This window comes from Leeia sp. (genome assembly GCF_041909055.1).
In the GTDB taxonomy this organism is placed as follows: domain Bacteria; phylum Pseudomonadota; class Gammaproteobacteria; order Burkholderiales; family Leeiaceae; genus Leeia; species Leeia aquatica.
On sequence record NZ_JAYREC010000002.1, the window covers coordinates 374,682 to 390,026 of the forward strand.

18 protein-coding genes are annotated in these 15,345 nt (G+C 60.1%); 11 read left to right on the plus strand and 7 right to left on the minus strand.

Annotated elements, in window-relative coordinates; genetic code table 11:
• Window positions 1-28 precede the first annotated feature (28 nt).
• From ACE3O2_RS07615 to ACE3O2_RS07630, 4 genes are all read right to left on the minus strand, one after another.
• On the minus strand, window positions 29-1,513 hold the full coding sequence (locus ACE3O2_RS07615; RefSeq protein WP_374336243.1) for a multicopper oxidase family protein: 1,485 nt from the start codon (window positions 1,511-1,513) through the stop codon (window positions 29-31).
• Window positions 1,514-1,616: 103 nt separating this feature from the next.
• Window positions 1,617-2,081, minus strand: a complete 465-nt coding sequence (gene bfr / locus ACE3O2_RS07620; protein ID WP_374336245.1) for a bacterioferritin — start codon at window positions 2,079-2,081, stop codon at window positions 1,617-1,619.
• Between the two features lie 108 nt (window positions 2,082-2,189).
• On the minus strand, window positions 2,190-2,402 hold the full coding sequence (locus ACE3O2_RS07625; protein WP_168875498.1) for a bacterioferritin-associated ferredoxin: 213 nt from the start codon (window positions 2,400-2,402) through the stop codon (window positions 2,190-2,192).
• 99 nt (window positions 2,403-2,501) lie between these two features.
• Window positions 2,502-3,296, minus strand: a complete 795-nt coding sequence (locus ACE3O2_RS07630) for a thymidylate synthase (protein WP_168876864.1) — start codon at window positions 3,294-3,296, stop codon at window positions 2,502-2,504.
• 128 nt (window positions 3,297-3,424) lie between these two features.
• Here ACE3O2_RS07630 and ribH point away from each other — a divergent pair, with 128 nt between their 5' ends.
• The 6 genes from ribH to ACE3O2_RS07660 all read left to right on the plus strand — a co-directional run bounded on the left by ribH (window position 3,425) and on the right by ACE3O2_RS07660 (window position 8,349).
• Window positions 3,425-3,895 carry a 6,7-dimethyl-8-ribityllumazine synthase gene (ribH, locus tag ACE3O2_RS07635; RefSeq protein WP_168875497.1) on the plus strand — a complete coding sequence of 157 codons (471 nt, stop codon included), beginning with the start codon at window positions 3,425-3,427 and terminating at the stop codon, window positions 3,893-3,895.
• Window positions 3,896-3,975: 80 nt separating this feature from the next.
• A complete protein-coding gene (gene nusB / locus ACE3O2_RS07640; RefSeq protein ID WP_168875496.1) occupies window positions 3,976-4,446 on the plus strand; it encodes a transcription antitermination factor NusB in 471 nt (156 codons plus the stop codon).
• 35 nt (window positions 4,447-4,481) lie between these two features.
• A complete protein-coding gene (gene thiL, locus ACE3O2_RS07645; RefSeq protein WP_374336249.1) occupies window positions 4,482-5,435 on the plus strand; it encodes a thiamine-phosphate kinase in 954 nt (317 codons plus the stop codon).
• A complete protein-coding gene (locus tag ACE3O2_RS07650) occupies window positions 5,419-5,952 on the plus strand; it encodes a phosphatidylglycerophosphatase A (RefSeq protein WP_205881861.1) in 534 nt (177 codons plus the stop codon). Before thiL ends, ACE3O2_RS07650 begins: the two co-directional genes overlap by 17 nt.
• An 11-nt stretch (window positions 5,953-5,963) precedes the next feature.
• Window positions 5,964-7,076 carry a cell division protein ZapE gene (zapE, locus tag ACE3O2_RS07655; protein ID WP_374336252.1) on the plus strand — a complete coding sequence of 371 codons (1,113 nt, stop codon included), beginning with the start codon at window positions 5,964-5,966 and terminating at the stop codon, window positions 7,074-7,076.
• A gap of 79 nt (window positions 7,077-7,155) precedes the next feature.
• Window positions 7,156-8,349: a GGDEF domain-containing protein gene (locus ACE3O2_RS07660; RefSeq protein WP_374336254.1), complete on the plus strand. Its 1,194-nt coding sequence runs from the start codon at window positions 7,156-7,158 to the stop codon at window positions 8,347-8,349.
• Between the two features lie 65 nt (window positions 8,350-8,414).
• On the opposite strand, the gene ACE3O2_RS07665 is transcribed toward ACE3O2_RS07660, so the two are convergent.
• A complete protein-coding gene (locus ACE3O2_RS07665) occupies window positions 8,415-9,497 on the minus strand; it encodes a TRAP transporter substrate-binding protein (RefSeq protein WP_168875492.1) in 1,083 nt (360 codons plus the stop codon).
• A gap of 288 nt (window positions 9,498-9,785) precedes the next feature.
• Between ACE3O2_RS07665 and ACE3O2_RS07670 the strand changes: the two genes are divergently transcribed.
• The 3 genes from ACE3O2_RS07670 (at window position 9,786) to ACE3O2_RS07680 (ending at window position 12,467) form a co-directional block, all read left to right on the plus strand.
• Window positions 9,786-11,180, plus strand: a complete 1,395-nt coding sequence (locus ACE3O2_RS07670; RefSeq protein ID WP_374336256.1) for a coniferyl aldehyde dehydrogenase — start codon at window positions 9,786-9,788, stop codon at window positions 11,178-11,180.
• A 132-nt stretch (window positions 11,181-11,312) separates the two neighbouring features.
• Window positions 11,313-11,651 carry a ferredoxin FdxA gene (gene fdxA / locus ACE3O2_RS07675; RefSeq protein ID WP_168875490.1) on the plus strand — a complete coding sequence of 113 codons (339 nt, stop codon included), beginning with the start codon at window positions 11,313-11,315 and terminating at the stop codon, window positions 11,649-11,651.
• A 6-nt stretch (window positions 11,652-11,657) separates the two neighbouring features.
• Window positions 11,658-12,467, plus strand: a complete 810-nt coding sequence (locus ACE3O2_RS07680) for an AAA family ATPase (protein ID WP_374336260.1) — start codon at window positions 11,658-11,660, stop codon at window positions 12,465-12,467.
• A gap of 46 nt (window positions 12,468-12,513) precedes the next feature.
• Here ACE3O2_RS07680 and ACE3O2_RS07685 read toward each other — a convergent pair whose 3' ends face one another.
• Window positions 12,514-13,299 carry an outer membrane protein assembly factor BamD gene (locus ACE3O2_RS07685; protein WP_168875488.1) on the minus strand — a complete coding sequence of 262 codons (786 nt, stop codon included), beginning with the start codon at window positions 13,297-13,299 and terminating at the stop codon, window positions 12,514-12,516.
• On the opposite strand from ACE3O2_RS07685, the gene rluD reads away from it, so the two are divergent.
• Window positions 13,298-14,290, plus strand: a complete 993-nt coding sequence (rluD, locus tag ACE3O2_RS07690) for a 23S rRNA pseudouridine(1911/1915/1917) synthase RluD (RefSeq protein ID WP_374336262.1) — start codon at window positions 13,298-13,300, stop codon at window positions 14,288-14,290. The two genes, ACE3O2_RS07685 and rluD, sit on opposite strands and share 2 nt — an antisense overlap.
• Window positions 14,277-15,026, plus strand: coding sequence for a peptidoglycan editing factor PgeF (gene pgeF, locus ACE3O2_RS07695; protein WP_374336264.1), 750 nt, complete (start codon window positions 14,277-14,279; stop codon window positions 15,024-15,026). The genes rluD and pgeF overlap by 14 nt, the downstream gene beginning before the upstream one ends.
• On the opposite strand, the gene ACE3O2_RS07700 is transcribed toward pgeF, so the two are convergent.
• Complete coding sequence (locus tag ACE3O2_RS07700) at window positions 15,014-15,313, minus strand: hypothetical protein (protein WP_374336266.1); 300 nt, start codon at window positions 15,311-15,313, stop codon at window positions 15,014-15,016. The two genes, pgeF and ACE3O2_RS07700, sit on opposite strands and share 13 nt — an antisense overlap.
• Window positions 15,314-15,345: the final 32 nt, after the last annotated feature.

The window sequence follows — 15,345 nt, forward strand, 5'->3', positions numbered from 1 at the left end:
GGCTGCCTCTGGGCAGCCTGTTTTTCATTTACCCGGCGGCTTTGACCATCAGGTTGCCCATCATGCCCAGGGTTTCATGCTCCAGAATGTGGCAGTGGAACATGCGCAGACCAGGCAAGTCCTGACGAATGCGTAGCTTCACCCGTTCTGCGTGGGTCAGGTTCACGGTGTCGCGCCAGGCCAGCCAGGGCTCCGGCGTTTCCTCGCCATCGCGGATTCTGGAAATCAACTGAAACTGTGCGCCGTGGATATGGAAGGGGTGGTCCATATCACTGCCATTGATGATTTCCCACTGCTCGGTTTCACCCTGCACGCTGTAGAGGTCTATGCGCTCGGGGTCATGGCTGCGCCCATTGATCAGAAACTGGACCGGAACAGGGCCATCAGCGGCCTTTTCGGTCATCAGCACCCGTTGTCCCCGCACCGGTGCGGGCAGGGGGGGGATCTGGCGTAGCTGCTCGGGCAGCGCGGGCGTAACAACTGCCTGGCCATGTGGCACCAGCTGCATCAGCGGCAAGGGTTGCGTCTGCTCGCGGCCGACCATCTTGCCACGGGCATAGGGCAGCGCTTGCAGGGTATAGGGGGCACTGGGGGCGGTGGGAAGACGAACGACCACCTCGGCCCGCTCTGCCGGGGCCAGGTGTAGCTGCTGCAACGGCTGCGGGCGCTCAATCAGGCCACCGTCGGTGCCGACCTGATACCAGATGGCACCCGGCAAGGCCAGGCGGAGCTGGCGGGCGCTGGTGGCATTCCAGATGCGCAGGCGAAGCAGGCTGCCAGGTGCGACCTTGAGCTCAGGACGTAACTGACCATTGACCAGCACGAACTGGCCCTCGCGGCCATCCAGCCAGTCTGCAGCAGTATTGGCAGGAATGCGGGCATCCGCATCCAGTCGCAGGTCGCTGATCAGCAGATGGTGTTCTGGCAGGTGAGCCAGTGGGTCGTTGGGCTGGCGGATGATGAAGGCACCGGCCAGACCGCGAAACACCTGCTCTGCCGTATGGTGGTGCGGGTGAGGGTGGTACCAGCAGGTGCCGCTGAAGTCGGCGGGCAAGGTAAAGCGGTAGCGACGCTGATCGCCGGGGGCAACAGCATCCTGTGGCAGGCCATCCTGATCCGCCGGTACCGGCAAGCCATGCCAGTGGATGGTGCTGGGCTGTGGCAAGCGGTTTTCAAACTGCAGCTCCAGCGTACTGCCTGCTGCAACGTCGATCAGCGGTCCCGGTAGCTGGCCGTTGTAAGCCCAAAAGGGGGTATCCTTGCCGGCCAGCAGCTGCCGTGCGTGCGATGCGGCGATCAACTGGCCATGCAGACTGCCATCCGATGTTGTGTTCAGCGCTAGCCGGGGCAAGGGCTGCAGTGGCTGCCCGGTGGGGAGCGGCAGATTGGGGGCGACAAACTGCGCAACATCGCCAACCGTTGGGCGGCCATGATGAGCCATGGCCATTTCCTCAGCATAGGCCAGTGTGGCCCAACTGGCGCTGGCCCCGAGCAGGAATTGACGACGATCCATGTACCCCCCATGAAGTGATCTGTAATTGAAAACGGCTGAATACCCCATTAGGGTATTCAGCCGTGCAAAGGTTCCCTTGCAGCAGTCTGCTACGGCAAGGTGCTTACATCTGCGATTGCAGGTAGTTGGGCAGACCCACCTGATTGATCAGTTCCAGTTGGGTTTCGATCCAGTCGACATGCTCTTCTTCGCTTTCGAGGATGTCTTCGAACAATTCCCGGGTGACGTAGTCTTTCACCGTTTCACAGTAGGCGATGCCTTCCTTCAGCGTTGGAATGGCATCCAGCTCCAGCTTGAGGTCACACTGCAACATTTCCGGCACGTTTTCGCCAATATAGAGCTTGCCCAGCTCTTGCAGATTGGGCAGGCCTTCGAGAAACAGGATGCGCTCGATCAGTTTGTCGGCGTGCTTCATTTCGTCGATAGACTCGTGATACTCGTGCTCATCCAGTTTTTTCAGGCCCCAGTTGCGGCACATGCGGGCATGCAGGAAATACTGATTGATGGCGGTCAGCTCATTTTTCAGCGCCTGATTGAGAAACTGGATGACTTTGGCATCGCCCTTCATGATGGTGTCCTTTGCTGTCTGAACGGCGTGATTACGCCTTGAGGAAGGTATCAGCAAAAGGATAGCCCCTTGCTTTGCTGAAAGCAAGGTCGCGGGGAGAGGCGGTCGTCAGGCGGCAGTCGTCAGCCAGATGACCTGTCGTTCACTTTCTTTACGGCGTGCCAGCCCTTCCAGCAGCAAGGCGCGCGCATCAGGTGCACATTTTCCACAGCAAGACGCTACGCCCAATGTCATGCGCAGCTCCCGCATGCTGCTGACACCGTCAGCGACAGCCTGGCTGATCTGACGATCGGTAACCGCTTTGCAAATGCAAACGTACATGGCGATTGCTGGCCTGATTGAGAATCAATGACGTAATGATAACAAATCTCGTTAATACTGCAAGTGAAAAAAATCCCGCCAGTCAGGCGGGATGATGGCTTATACAGCGACCGGGGCCTTTATGGCTGGCCACGGGTCGTAGTTCTCGAGCGTGAAGTCCTCAAAGCGGAAAGCGAACAGGTCGTTGACCTCCGGATTGAGCCGCATCACCGGCAAAGCCTTTGGACTGCGTGCCAGCTGTTCCTCCACCTGCGACAGGTGGTTCAGGTAAATATGAGCGTCGCCCAGGGTGTGGATGAACTCACCGGCTTGCAGTCCGCACACCTGAGCCACCATCAAGGTCAGCAAGGCGTAAGAGGCAATATTGAAAGGCACCCCCAGGAACAGGTCAGCACTGCGCTGGTAGAGCTGGCAAGAGAGGCGGCCCTCTGCCACGTAGAACTGAAAGAACGCATGGCAGGGCGGCAGTGCCATCTGATCAATCTGGCCCACATTCCAGGCGGAGACAATCATGCGGCGCGAATCCGGGTTGCTGCGCAGTTGCTGCAGCAACTGGCTGATCTGATCAATATGCTGGCCATCCGGGGTCGGCCAGCTGCGCCATTGGTAGCCATATACCGGCCCCAGCTCGCCATCTTCACGCGCCCATTCATCCCAGATGGAGACGCCGTTCTCCTGCAGGTAGCGCACATTGGTGCTGCCTTGCAGGAACCAGAGCAGCTCATGAATGATGGACTTCAGGTGCACTTTCTTGGTGGTCAGCAGCGGGAAACCTGCGGCCAGATCATAGCGACTCTGGTGGCCAAATACCGACAAGGTGCCGGTACCGGTGCGGTCGGTCTTGCGGTGGCCGTGGGCCAGGACATGACGAAGCAGGTCATGGTAAGTCTGCATGAAGTCACCCTCATCTATAACAGCTGCCCAGTATACCTCAGCCTGCGGGTGAAACTGCCAGACGCCGCCGAGTGAGGTGGGGTTCATGGTATAATGCCCAATTATCGTCACGAAATGAGGCAATGGTCATGGCACGCAATGCAGCCATCCAGGAACTGGAGCCGCAGCTGAATGGCGCAGGTTTGCGCATCGGCATCGTCATGAGCCGTTTCAACACCGAGGTCTGCGAAGGCCTGTTGTCGGCATGTACCCATGAGCTGACCCGCCTGGGGGTAGCCAGTGAACACATTACCCTGGCGACGGTGCCGGGTGCGCTGGAAGTGCCACTCGTCTTGCAGCGCATGGCACAAAGCGCTCGCTTTGATGCCCTGATCGCGCTTGGTGCGGTCATCCGGGGTGAAACCTATCATTTCGAGCTGGTGGCCAACGAGTCGGGCCAAGGTGTGACACGCGTGGCGCTGGACTACGATATTCCGGTGGCCAATGCCATCCTGACCACGGAAACCGATGAACAAGCCGAAGTCCGCATGGCCGAGAAGGGCAGCGATGCCGCTCGCGTTGCGGTGGAAATGGCGAACCTGCTCAAGCGACTCGCCTGAGCCTTCTGATAACCTGAACCCGCTCGTCCGGGCGGGTGGTGGCACCCACTGCCGTGGGTGCTGGCAAGAAAGCGGATACCATGAGCCAACCCCAAAAGAAAAGTGCACGCCGCCGCAGTCGCGAGCTGGTGGTGCAGGGCCTCTACCAATGGCAAATGACCCAGCACGATGCCATGCACATCGAGCTGAACCTGCGCGATGAAACCGACGAGTTCAACCGTTGCGACATTCCGCTGTTCAAATCCCTGCTGAGCGGGGTGATTGATCAGGTGGAAACCCTGCAACAGCAGGTGACCCGCTATCTGGATCGTCCCTATGAAGACATCAGCCCGGTTGAAAAGGCGGTATTGCTGCTGGCAACCTATGAGTTTTGCCATCAGGCAGAAATTCCCTACCGGGTGGTGATCAACGAAGCCATTGAACTGGCCAAGACGTTTGGCGGTACCGATGGTCACAAATATGTCAACGGTGTGCTGGACAAGCTGGCCGCAGAACTGCGCGCGCCGGAAGTCGCCGCGGGTCGCGCGCCGCGCAAGACCGACCCCGCCTGATACGACGAGACCCCTACCGTGGGCACCCCCCAGCCATGAGCGGTGAGTTTGACCTGATCCGGCGTTATTTCACTTGGCCCGCCCACAATGCGGTGCTGGGCGTTGGCGACGATGCCGCCTTGCTGCAACCCTCGCCGGGCCAGCAGCTGGTGGTGTCGGCTGACATGCTGGTGGCGGGACGCCATTTCTTTGCGGATACCGACCCGGTTCGCTTGGGCCACAAGGCGCTGGCGGTCAATCTGTCGGATATGGCGGCCATGGGTGCGACCCCGCGCTGGGCCATGTTGTCGCTGGCTTTGCCTGAGGTGGATGAAGACTGGCTATGCGGTTTCTCCCAGGGTTTTCGTGCACTGGCAGAGCAGCATGCGGTCAGCCTCATTGGCGGGGATACCACCTGCGGGCCGCTCAACCTGTCCATCCAGATCATGGGAGAGGTGCCGCCAGGCCAGGCCCTGCGGCGTGATGGTGCGCAAGCAGGTGATGACCTTTGGGTGAGTGGCACGCTGGGCGATGCCGCGTTTGCCTTGCAATCGCTGCTCGGTAAAGTACGGTTGACACAGGTTGAGGCCAGCATGCTTTGCCTCCGGCTGGAGCAGCCGCAACCCCGGCTGGCGCTCGGTACCGCGTTGCGCGGGCTGGCCAGTGCCGCGCTGGATGTCTCGGACGGGCTGGCGGGTGACTTGCGCCATCTGGCCCATCGCTCGGGCCTGCAGGCGGTGGTGGAGGTGACGACGGTGCCGGTATCCGAGGTGGTGCAGGTCTTGTCCCCCCACCCGTTGTACTGGCAGTGTGTGCTGGCGGGTGGCGATGACTATGAGTTGTGCTTTACAGCCGCCCCGCAGCACCGGGAGGCGTTGTCGGCGTTGTCCTGTCAGCTGGGTTTGCCGTTGACCCGGATCGGTCACATGCAGGCCGGTAACGGTGTGCAATGGCTGGAGGGCGGCCAACCGGTAGACTGGGAGCTGCAAGGATTTGACCATTTTGCCTGAGTCTGTCCAGCCCTCCCTGCGCCGCGTACCGGACTGGCGCTTGCTGCTATCCCATCCCGCTCATTTTCTCTCCCTGGGCCTGGGTAGTGGCCTGATGCGACCTGCGCCGGGTACTTGGGGGTCATTGGCGTCCTGGCCCTTATACCTGCTGATGGCACACTGGCTGACGCCCATGCAGATTGTCTGGGCCTGCTTGCCGCTGTTTGTGCTGGGCGTGTTTTGCTGCGCCCGTACCGGCAAAGCACTGGGGGTAGTGGATCACGGCGCCATCGTATGGGACGAGATGGTGGCCTGCTGGCTGCTGTTTGCATTGACGCCCGCTGCCCTGTGGAGCCAGCTACTGGCCTTGCTGCTGTTTCGCCTGTTTGACATCAGCAAGCCATGGCCGATCCGCTGGCTGGACGCGCGCATGAAGAACGGCTTTGGCGTGATGCTGGATGACCTGCTGGCCATGCTGTTTGCCTGGGTTGTGCATATCCTGCTTTGGCCTCGTTTGCTTCCCTTGTTGCCCCACTGACGAAATCCGGTATGTCTCAGCACGCCTTTACCCCTTCTCCCGATCAGTCGCCCCGCGAGTGGTACCAGCAAGCCTTGCAGATGCGGGGTTTTCAGGCGGATGATGCCCAGGCTGCAGCCATTGATCGGCTGGAGCAGCTGTATCAGGCTTTGCTGGTGTTCAAGAAGAAACGGCACCGGCCCTTGGCCATGCTGTTGCCTGACCCCGCGGTGCCACGCGGTGTATATCTGTGGGGCGGGGTGGGGCGGGGCAAGAGTTTCCTGATGGATGCGTTCTTCAGTTGCTTGCCCTACAAGCGCAAGCAACGTATTCATTTTCACCACTTCATGTTCAACCTGCATGCCGAGTTGCGTGAGCTGCGCGGCAGCGACGACGTGCTGTTGCAGGTGGCGGACAAGATTGCCCGCAAGTACCGGGTGATCTGCTTTGACGAGTTCCATGTCTCGGATATTGCGGATGCCATGCTGCTGGGGCGTTTGCTGGAGGCGCTGTTCGAGCGCGGGCTGGTGTTTGTGATGACCTCCAACTACCCGCCCGATGGCCTGTATCCAAATGGATTGCAGCGGGAGAATTTCCTGCCCACCATCGCACTGCTGAAACAGCAGCTGGATATCCTCAATGTGGACAGTGGCCGGGATTACCGGATGCGCAGCCTGACCCGCGTCGCCACCTACCTGACCCCGGCGGGTGAATCGGCAGATGCCGAGCTGGGCCGGGTGTTTGACGATGTGGCCACCGGGCGTGATGACAAACCGGCGCTGACCATTGAAGGGCGTACCGTGACGGCCCGGCGTGCAGCGCCCGGCGTCGTGTGGTTTGACTTTGCGGCCCTTTGCCAGACCGATCGCTCACAGGTCGATTACCTGCAATTGGCACGCAGTTATCATACCGTGCTGCTGTCCGGTGTGCCGCAAATGGGCGAGAACATGCATAATGCGGCGCGGCGGTTTACCTGGCTGGTGGATATCTGTTATGACCAACGGGTAAAGCTGTTCATGTCGGCGGCGGTACCTGCTGAGCAACTCTATCCTGAAGGGCGTTTTGCCAACGAGTTTGTCCGTACGGTCAGCCGCCTGCAGGAGATGCAAAGCAGCGAATATCTGGCTTTGCAGCATCTGGCGTAAGCGGATGCCTTGTGGCTGGCTTTGCGGGGGGACTATAATGAAAATTACATTGTACTAAACCGGAACGGGTGCCTTACTCATGCTGAATGAAGACAATCTGGCCTCGGAGTTGCCACGCATCCTGATCGTGGACGATTCACGGATGGTGCGCGCTTCGCTGCGCAAGCATCTGACAGGGCACTATGATCTGGTTGAAGAGGCGGATGGCGAAGCCGCCTGGACCCGCCTGCAGCAGGATGCCTCCATCCGCCTGATGATCAGCGATGTGTCCATGCCCAAGCTGGATGGACATGGCTTGCTGCAGCGGATCCGGGCGTGTGACCTGCCAGCCTTGCGCAGCTTGCCGATCATCATCATCTCCGGTGATGAGGATGATGCCGCCAAGCAACATGCGGCGGATCTGGGGGCGAATGACTTCATCACCAAGTCTACCGATCAGGTGGAGTTGCTGGCGCGGATCAAGGGGAACCTGTCCCGTATCGAAGCCGAGAAACAGCTGCGCACGGCCCAGCAGACCATCGAGTTTGCAGCGACCACGGATCCGGTGACCGGCCTGTTTACCCAGAACTATGTGATCCGCCAAGGGCAGAAGTTCATGGCCTATGCCCGTCGGCATGACGAGCCCGTGGCGGTGCTGGCCATCGGGCTGGATCGTTTTGACGAGTTGATCCAGCGCTACCCGGATGTGGTCTGCAACAAGATCCTGCAGATGTTTGGCAAGATGCTCTCCGCCAAACTCCGTGGCGAAGATGTGGTAGCACGTTGTGAAGACCAGTACTTTGCCATTGCACTGCCAAACACCAGCCTGAATCAGGCCATCATTGCCGCTGAGCGGGTTTGCCAGGCCACTGCCGGTGCCAAAATCACCTACCGGGGTGATGTGATCAAGCTGTCGTGCAGCATTGGCCTGGCGTGCAGTTCCCAGGCGGTGGAGCATGATTTTGAAGGCCTGCTGGCGCTGGCCTCAGCCCGGCTGGGCATGGCACAGGATCAGGGCGGGAACTGGATCGAAGGGCAGGCCATTCCGGAGAACATGCCTGCGCCGACGGCCTCTGCTGTCCTGGAAGACAGCAGCATGGATGTGCTGGACATGCCGGCGCAGTACAACGTGGAGCAGGCGCTGGAATTGATCCGGGATGGCCGCCACACCGAGGTGCTGGTGGTCCTGCCGGCGCTGATGAAGGAGCTGCTGCCGCTGCTGGAGCTCGGCAGTGCCTACTTCCAGCTGGACTGGTCGATGGATTCCCTGCGGGAGCAGCTGGGAGAGTCGTAAAGCCCTTCGCCTGCTGACCCACAAAAAACCCCGCGCTGGCGGGGTTTTTTGTGGGTTGTGACCGCTTACTTCTTGCTGCTGTACATGACATCTTCCATCGTCCCTTCAGCCAGGCGGAACCAGCCGTGCTGCAGGGTGCGGAATTTCTTCCAGTCATCGTAGATTTTCTTGAACTTCGGATTTTTGGCGGCTTCTTCCTCATACAGCTGGAAGGCTTCCTTCTGGGCGGCGGACAGAATGTCGTGCGGGTAGGCTCGCACCTTGACGTCGTTCTGGATCAGGCGCACCAAGGCTTGCGGGTTTTTGGCATCGTATTCTGCCATCATCAACACATTGGCCTCTGCAGCGGCTGCTTCAAAGGCTGCCTGATAATCCTTGGGCAGTTTGTTCCATTCGTTGATGTTCACATAGAACGACACCTGCGGGCCCGGCTCCCACCAGCCCGGGTAGTAGTAGTTCTTGGCGACCTTGTAGAAGCCCAGCTTTTCATCATCATAAGGCCCCACCCATTCGGCGGCATCAATGGTGCCTTTCTCCAGCGCCGGGTAAATATCGCTCCCCGGAATGGCCTGAGGTACGGCGCCCAGTCGTCCCATGATCTCGCCACCCAGGCCCGGAATACGCATCTTCAGGCCTTTGAGGCTGTCCAGCCCTTTCAGCTCACTGCGGAACCAGCCGCCCATCTGCACCCCGGTATTACCGCCCGGGAAGTTGATGATGTTGTATTCCTTGAACAGTTCGCGCATCAAGGAGAGGCCATTGCCAAAGTACATCCAGGCATTTTGCTGGCGCGCGGTCAAGCCGAAGGGGATGGCCGTATCAAAAGCAAAGGCCTTGTTCTTGCCCAGATAGTAGTAGCTGCAGGTATGGCCGCACTCGACGGTGCCTTGCTGCACCACATCCAGCACCTGATTGCCGGGTGCAATTTCGCCGCTGGCAAAGCAGCGGATCTCAAACTTGCCACCGGTCAATTGCTTGACACGGGCAGCCAGGGTTTCTGCGCCGCCGTAGATGGTATCCAGCCCCTTGGGGAAGCTGGATGCCAGCCGCCATTTGATGCTGGGGCCGTCTGCTGCAACTGCGGCGCTGCCAACGCCCGCTGCTGCAACGCCAACGCCTGCTTTCTTCAGAAATGACCGTCTTTCCACAGTGCTCTCCTCGATGAATTTTGTTGTATCAGGTGCGATGGATACCAGTAAAGGCATAGCCTATGCGGCAGCGTGCTCATTGTAGGGTCTGGTGCGGCATTGTATGCCGATCCAAAGGACAGTCGTGCATTGGGGATTTCCCCAGTTTCCGTTGAGAATGGACATTCACTAAATAATTGACTGGCAGTCATAAAGGCGCAACAATGATTTGGCGCAGTCTGCATCGAGCAGGCTAATGGGCAACCGCATCGTGCAGGGGGTAAGGTGGACAGCATATCAGGAGCACCATTGCTGGATGTACACGCACCATTCCAGCACATGCACGCATTGAGCCGTAGCCAGCCCACCCCGGATCTGATGGCGCGGCGGCAGGCACTGAGGCGACTGGCAGCAGCCTTGCTGGCACATCAGCAAGGGCTGCAGTACGCGATCTCACAGGATTTTGGCGGTCGTTCGCCCCACGAGACCCAGCTGCTGGAGCTGTTCCCCACGCTGGATGGCATTCGCCACACCATGAAACACCTCAAGCGCTGGATGCAACCAGAGCGTCGTTCAACCGGGCTATGGCACCTGCCGGGCAGCAACCATGTTTATAAGCAGCCTTTGGGGCTGGTTGGCATCATCGTGCCGTGGAATTACCCCTTGTTTCTTTCGGTGGGGCCCCTGACTGCGGCGCTGGCGGCGGGCAACCGGGTGATGCTCAAGCTCTCCGAATTCACCCCTGCCTTTAATGCCTGTCTGCGGACGGTGCTGGCTGATTGTTTTCCTGAAGACCAGGTACGGCTGGTGGAGGGCGATGCCGGACTGGCTGCGGCATTTGCAGCGCTGCCATTTGACCACCTGCTGTTTACTGGCTCGACCGCTGTTGGCCGCAAGGTGATGGCGGCGGCTGCCGCCAACCTCACGCCAGTAACCCTGGAGCTGGGCGGAAAGTCACCGGTCATCGCGGGCGACGATCTCGATGTTGAAACGCTGGCCCGGCAGTTGATGTTTGGCAAATGCGCCAACGCAGGGCAGACCTGTGTAGCACCGGACTATCTGTTGTTGCCCCGCAAGTGGCTGGCGAGCTTTCCTCAGGCCGCCGAGCAGGCCGTGCGCAGCCTGTACCCGGTGCTGGCAAGCAATACGGATTACAGCCATATTATCAACGCTGCCCATCGCCAGCGTTTGCAAGGTTATCTGGACGATGCGCTCGCCAAAGGCGCGCGAGCCGTGCCTTTGCATGACGAAGACGGCCTGACGCCAGGGCAACTGGTACCGACCGTGCTGCTGGGGGGCACGGACGAGATGCGGGTGATGCAGGAAGAAATTTTTGGTCCCATCCTGCCGGTGATCCCCTACGATGATCTGAGTGAGGCCATTGCCTTCGTGAACGCGCGGCCACGACCGCTGGCCCTGTATTTCCTGGGCAATCGTGCTGCAGACCGGCAGCGCATCCTCGCCGAAACCTGTTCCGGTGGCGTAACGTTCAACGACACCATGCTCCATGTCGGCCAGCATGACCTGCCCTTTGGTGGTGTGGGGCCTTCCGGCATGGGGCATTATCACGGTCATGAAGGTTTCCTGACCTTCAGCAAGCTCAAGCCGGTTTACACCCAGCGCCGGTGGAATGGCCTGGCGCTGATGAAACCGCCGTATGGCCCACGCTTTGCTCGCATCATGCGGTGGATGTTGCGCGCCTGACAGGCGACTTGAACATGCTTGCTATATAGCGTGGCGGTTTTTTCTCATAAGCAAACGGCAGGGCGTGGGGGCGGGGCCTCTGTTAAAATTGGCTCATAGCGCCAAGTGGCGGTTTGTTGATCTGAGGAAGCCATGACCTACGTAGTGACCGAAGCCTGTGTCCGTTGCAAGTACACCGACTGTGTAGACGTCTGTCCGGTGGACTGTTTCCGGGAAGGACCGAATTTTCTGGTGATCGACCCGGAAGAGTGCATCGACTGTACCTTGTGTGTGGCGGAATGTCCGGTGGAAGCCATCTATGCCGAGGATGACGTGCCGCCCGGCCAGGAGGCATATATCGAGCTGAATGCCGAGCTGTCCAAGCACCCCAACTGGATCCCGATCATTGAGAAGAAGGATCCGCTGCCAGACCATGCTGACTGGGCCAATGTCAAAGACAAGCTGCAGTATCTGGACCGTAACGACAGTTGATCCACCGTGGCGGATGCGCTCAGGCTGTATCGGCGGGTTGCCCTGGCGGGCTGTTTTGCGCTGGAGCGGCCCGAGCATCGCTATCAGCTGGAGGTAGCACGGCAGCTGGCCCATGAGGTCATGCTTCCGGATGCGCAGACGGGGCAGGGCGCGTGGCCGGATCGTGTACATCAGGGCCGCGCAGAAAACTGTGAAGCATGGCTGTCTGCCCATTGGCAGGATCGCGCGCGGGCTGGCCGCCTGCCATTTTTGCCGCTGGACCATGGGCCGACCGGGTTGCCGCCCCGGCAAGGCAAGGCACCGACGGTGGTGCTGTTTGGTGCGGACTGCACCGGCAAATCCACACTCGCGCGCGCGCTGGCAGATGCCGTGGGGGGCGTAGCGGGCGTCGAGGCGGTACGCACCTGGTTTGATGCCTATGACAATCAGTGCAGCGTAGCGGATGCCAAGCGAATGGCCTGGCTACAAGCGGCCAGCAACCGGGCACTGGCCAAGCTGGCAGCGGGGCGGCCGTTGTTCCTGGATACCGACGCACTGGCGTCTGTCATGTGGTACGAGCACTACCATGGTCCCGCACCGGCCGACATGCTGGCTTTGGCGCAGCAAGAGAAAGCCGACTACTACCTGTTGCTGGAAACCGATATTGCCTATCAGCAGGATCATCAGCGGGCGCATACTGACCGCCGCGAACTCAGCAGCCCGCAGGCGGTGGCCACCTTGCAGCGTTTCGGTTGCCGGTTTCTGCGGGTAGCCGGGCAGGGTGAGCAGCGTCTGATGCAGGCGAAAGCGGCGGTAGCCGCGCTACATCAGCCATAAAAAAACCGGGCTTCTCGCCCGGTTTTTCATGGTGCATGATGCGCGCTTACCAGATCTGCCACCAAGGCTTGCTTTCTTCTTGTGGACCATTCAGGTACTTGCTGTTGGGGAAGGATTTGTCCAGCACCCGACGGGCATCATCCCGCAGATCGGTCATGCCCAGCTTTTCGTAGCCGGCCACCATCAGCACCATGGCTTCTTCCGTGGCGGGGGCGTGCTGGTAGTGCTCAATCGCGTACTTGGCCCGGTTCACGGCGGCCACGTAAGCGCCCCGTTTCATGTAATAGCGGGCCACGTGCACTTCACTGGCGGCCAGCGCGTTCACCAGATAGCGCATGCGACCCAGGGCATCAGGGGTGTACTTGCTGTTGGGGTACAGCGTGGTCAGCTTCTTGAAAGCCTCAAAGGAGTCCCGGGCGGCCTGCGGGTCGCGCTGGGTCTGGTCCTGATTGGAGAAGCGGGCAAAGAAACCAGTGTCTTCGTTGAACGAAGCCAGCCCCTTCAGGTAATAGGCGTAATCCACATTCGGATGCGTCGGGTGCAGCTTGATGAAGCGGTCGCATGCCGCAATGGCCGCAGCTGGCTCATTATCCTTGTAATTGGCGTAAGCCACGTTCAGCTGGGCACTCAGCGCATACTGCCCATAGGGGTAACGGGCTTCCAGTTTTTCAAAGTACTCGATAGACCGGCTATAATTCCGTTCTTCCAGCTCATATTTGGCTTCCGCATAGAGCTTGTTGGCCGACCACTTCAACGTGGGGTCATTTTTCTCGTTGCTGCCACAACCGGCCAGCAGCAAGGCCACCACGGTGATAGAAAGAAGTTTCTTCATGTCCGTATCCGAAATCGAGTCTGACGATTATAGCGCAAACCTTCCTTCTGAGAATGGTGAGGAACAGGAAGCGCTGGAGTTTGTGGTACCCATTGATCTGGCGGGCCTGCGGCTGGATCAGGCATTGGCCCGTTTGCTACCCCAATATTCACGTAGCCGCCTGCAGCAGTGGGTCAAAGCCGAGCGCGTGCTGCTGGACGCCGATGTGGCGACGCCCAAGACCAAGGTATGGGGCGGTGAGACCGTGCTGGTCTTGCCAGAGCTGCCGCCAGAGCAACTGGCTTTTCGCGCCGAGGTGATGGATTTGCCCATCGTGCATGAAGATGATGCGCTGCTGGTGATCAACAAACCGGCTGGGCTGGTGGTGCATCCTGGGCATGGCAACTGGTCCGGCACCTTGCTCAATGGTCTGCTGGCGCACTGCCCGGCACTGTTTCAGGTGCCGCGTGCCGGTATCGTGCATCGGCTGGACAAGGATACCAGCGGCCTAATGGTGGTCGCCAAGACCCTGACGGCGCAAACCGAACTGGTGCGACAGTTGCAGGCTCGCACCGTCAAGCGGGAGTACTGCGCCCTGGTGCGTGGACACCTGAACGAAGCCGGGACGGTGGATGCCGCGATGGGACGCCACCCGCGCGAGCGTACACTGATGAGTGTCCTGCCTGCCGGTTCGACCGGGGCCAAGCCCGCCGTGACCCATTACGAGCCGCTGGATTGGTACCGCCATGCGACGCTGGTGGAGTGTCGACTGGAAACCGGGCGGACGCATCAGATTCGTGTTCATATGCAGTCCATCGGCCATCCCTTGTTTGGCGACCCGGTCTACGGTGGCGGCAACAGCTGCCAGCGTTTCCCGCGGCAGGCCTTGCATGCCTTGCGGCTGGGGTTGCAGCATCCACAAACCGGCCAGTCCATGCAATGGGAGAGTAGCTTGCCGGAGGACATGCAAACCCTGCTCGACGAGCTGGAGGCTGAAGATGCTGCTGACTGACTCACACCTGATTCGTCCGGACTGGGCCGCGCCCGCCCATGTGCGTGCGCTGGTCACCACCCGGCAGGGCGGGGTAAGCCTGCCGCCCTTTGATAGCCTGAACACAGCCACCCATGTGCAGGATGACCCTTTGCGGGTCGCACAGAACCGGCAGCGTCTGGCCGCACTGCTCCCCGCAGAACCGGTATGGCTGAATCAGGTGCATGGCACCACGGTGGTCAATCTGGATGAAAGTCTGGCGTGTGAGCCGGACGCGGATGCGGCGGTGAGCCGAAGCCCGGCGGCGGTGTGTGTGGTGCAAACGGCGGATTGTCTGCCAGTTCTGTTCACCGATCGGCAGGGGACGGTGGTCGCCGCTGCCCATGCGGGCTGGCGAGGGCTGTGTGCAGGCGTGCTGGAGCACACCCTGGCCGCGATGCGGGTGCCTGGGCAGGATGTCCTGGCCTGGTTGGGGCCTGCCATTGGCCCGCAGGCATTTGAAGTGGGGGATGAGGTCCGCGAGGCCTTCCTGCAGCACAATGCCGCGGCTGATCTAGCGTTTCAGCCGCATGGCGCGGGCAAGTGGTGGTGCGATCTGTATGCGCTGGCCCGGCAGCGCCTGCAGGCGGTCGGGGTGGCTGACATCAGCGGCGGCGGGCTGTGCACCTGGCATGATCAGGCGCGTTTCTTTTCCTTCCGGCGAGACCGGGTGACTGGCCGGATGGCCAGTCTGATCTGGCTGGATCACTCGGCCTGATCGGCCTCGGCAGCCTGCTCCCGCACTTCACGCAGCGCACGCTGCCGTTGATGCACTTTGCGCAGGCTGACCCACAGCATCAAGCCGACCGGGATGACGCCGAGAAACAGGAAAACATTGATGGCCCGGGCCAGATTGCCGCTGCCAGCGGCCAGCAGCAGGACGACATAAAGCCAGGCGATGAGAATGATGATGCGCATGGTAAACGGGTTTCTGTTGCGTTGCGTCAAACAGGCCATGTACAGACGATGAATGTCGTTGTCGGCAATCTGGCTTTCCGCTAGCATGCATCATGGTCATCAAATTGTCACCAGACCTG

Excerpts from the sequence above, each read along its gene's own strand:
- ACE3O2_RS07660 (WP_374336254.1), top strand. The coding sequence starts at position 7,156 with ATGCTGAATGAAGACAATCTGGCCTCGGAGTTGCCACGCATCCTGATC.
- thiL (WP_374336249.1), top strand. The coding sequence starts at position 4,482 with ATGAGCGGTGAGTTTGACCTGATCCGGCGTTATTTCACTTGGCCCGCC.
- ACE3O2_RS07625 (WP_168875498.1), bottom strand. The coding sequence starts at position 2,402 with ATGTACGTTTGCATTTGCAAAGCGGTTACCGATCGTCAGATCAGCCAG.
- ribH (WP_168875497.1), top strand. The coding sequence starts at position 3,425 with ATGGCACGCAATGCAGCCATCCAGGAACTGGAGCCGCAGCTGAATGGC.
- ACE3O2_RS07630 (WP_168876864.1), bottom strand. The coding sequence starts at position 3,296 with ATGCAGACTTACCATGACCTGCTTCGTCATGTCCTGGCCCACGGCCAC.
- ACE3O2_RS07615 (WP_374336243.1), bottom strand. The coding sequence starts at position 1,513 with ATGGATCGTCGTCAATTCCTGCTCGGGGCCAGCGCCAGTTGGGCCACA.
- ACE3O2_RS07700 (WP_374336266.1), bottom strand. The coding sequence starts at position 15,313 with ATGCTAGCGGAAAGCCAGATTGCCGACAACGACATTCATCGTCTGTAC.
- ACE3O2_RS07685 (WP_168875488.1), bottom strand. The coding sequence starts at position 13,299 with ATGAAGAAACTTCTTTCTATCACCGTGGTGGCCTTGCTGCTGGCCGGT.
- nusB (WP_168875496.1), top strand. The coding sequence starts at position 3,976 with ATGAGCCAACCCCAAAAGAAAAGTGCACGCCGCCGCAGTCGCGAGCTG.
- rluD (WP_374336262.1), top strand. The coding sequence starts at position 13,298 with ATGTCCGTATCCGAAATCGAGTCTGACGATTATAGCGCAAACCTTCCT.
- pgeF (WP_374336264.1), top strand. The coding sequence starts at position 14,277 with ATGCTGCTGACTGACTCACACCTGATTCGTCCGGACTGGGCCGCGCCC.
- fdxA (WP_168875490.1), top strand. The coding sequence starts at position 11,313 with ATGACCTACGTAGTGACCGAAGCCTGTGTCCGTTGCAAGTACACCGAC.
- bfr (WP_374336245.1), bottom strand. The coding sequence starts at position 2,081 with ATGAAGGGCGATGCCAAAGTCATCCAGTTTCTCAATCAGGCGCTGAAA.
- zapE (WP_374336252.1), top strand. The coding sequence starts at position 5,964 with ATGTCTCAGCACGCCTTTACCCCTTCTCCCGATCAGTCGCCCCGCGAG.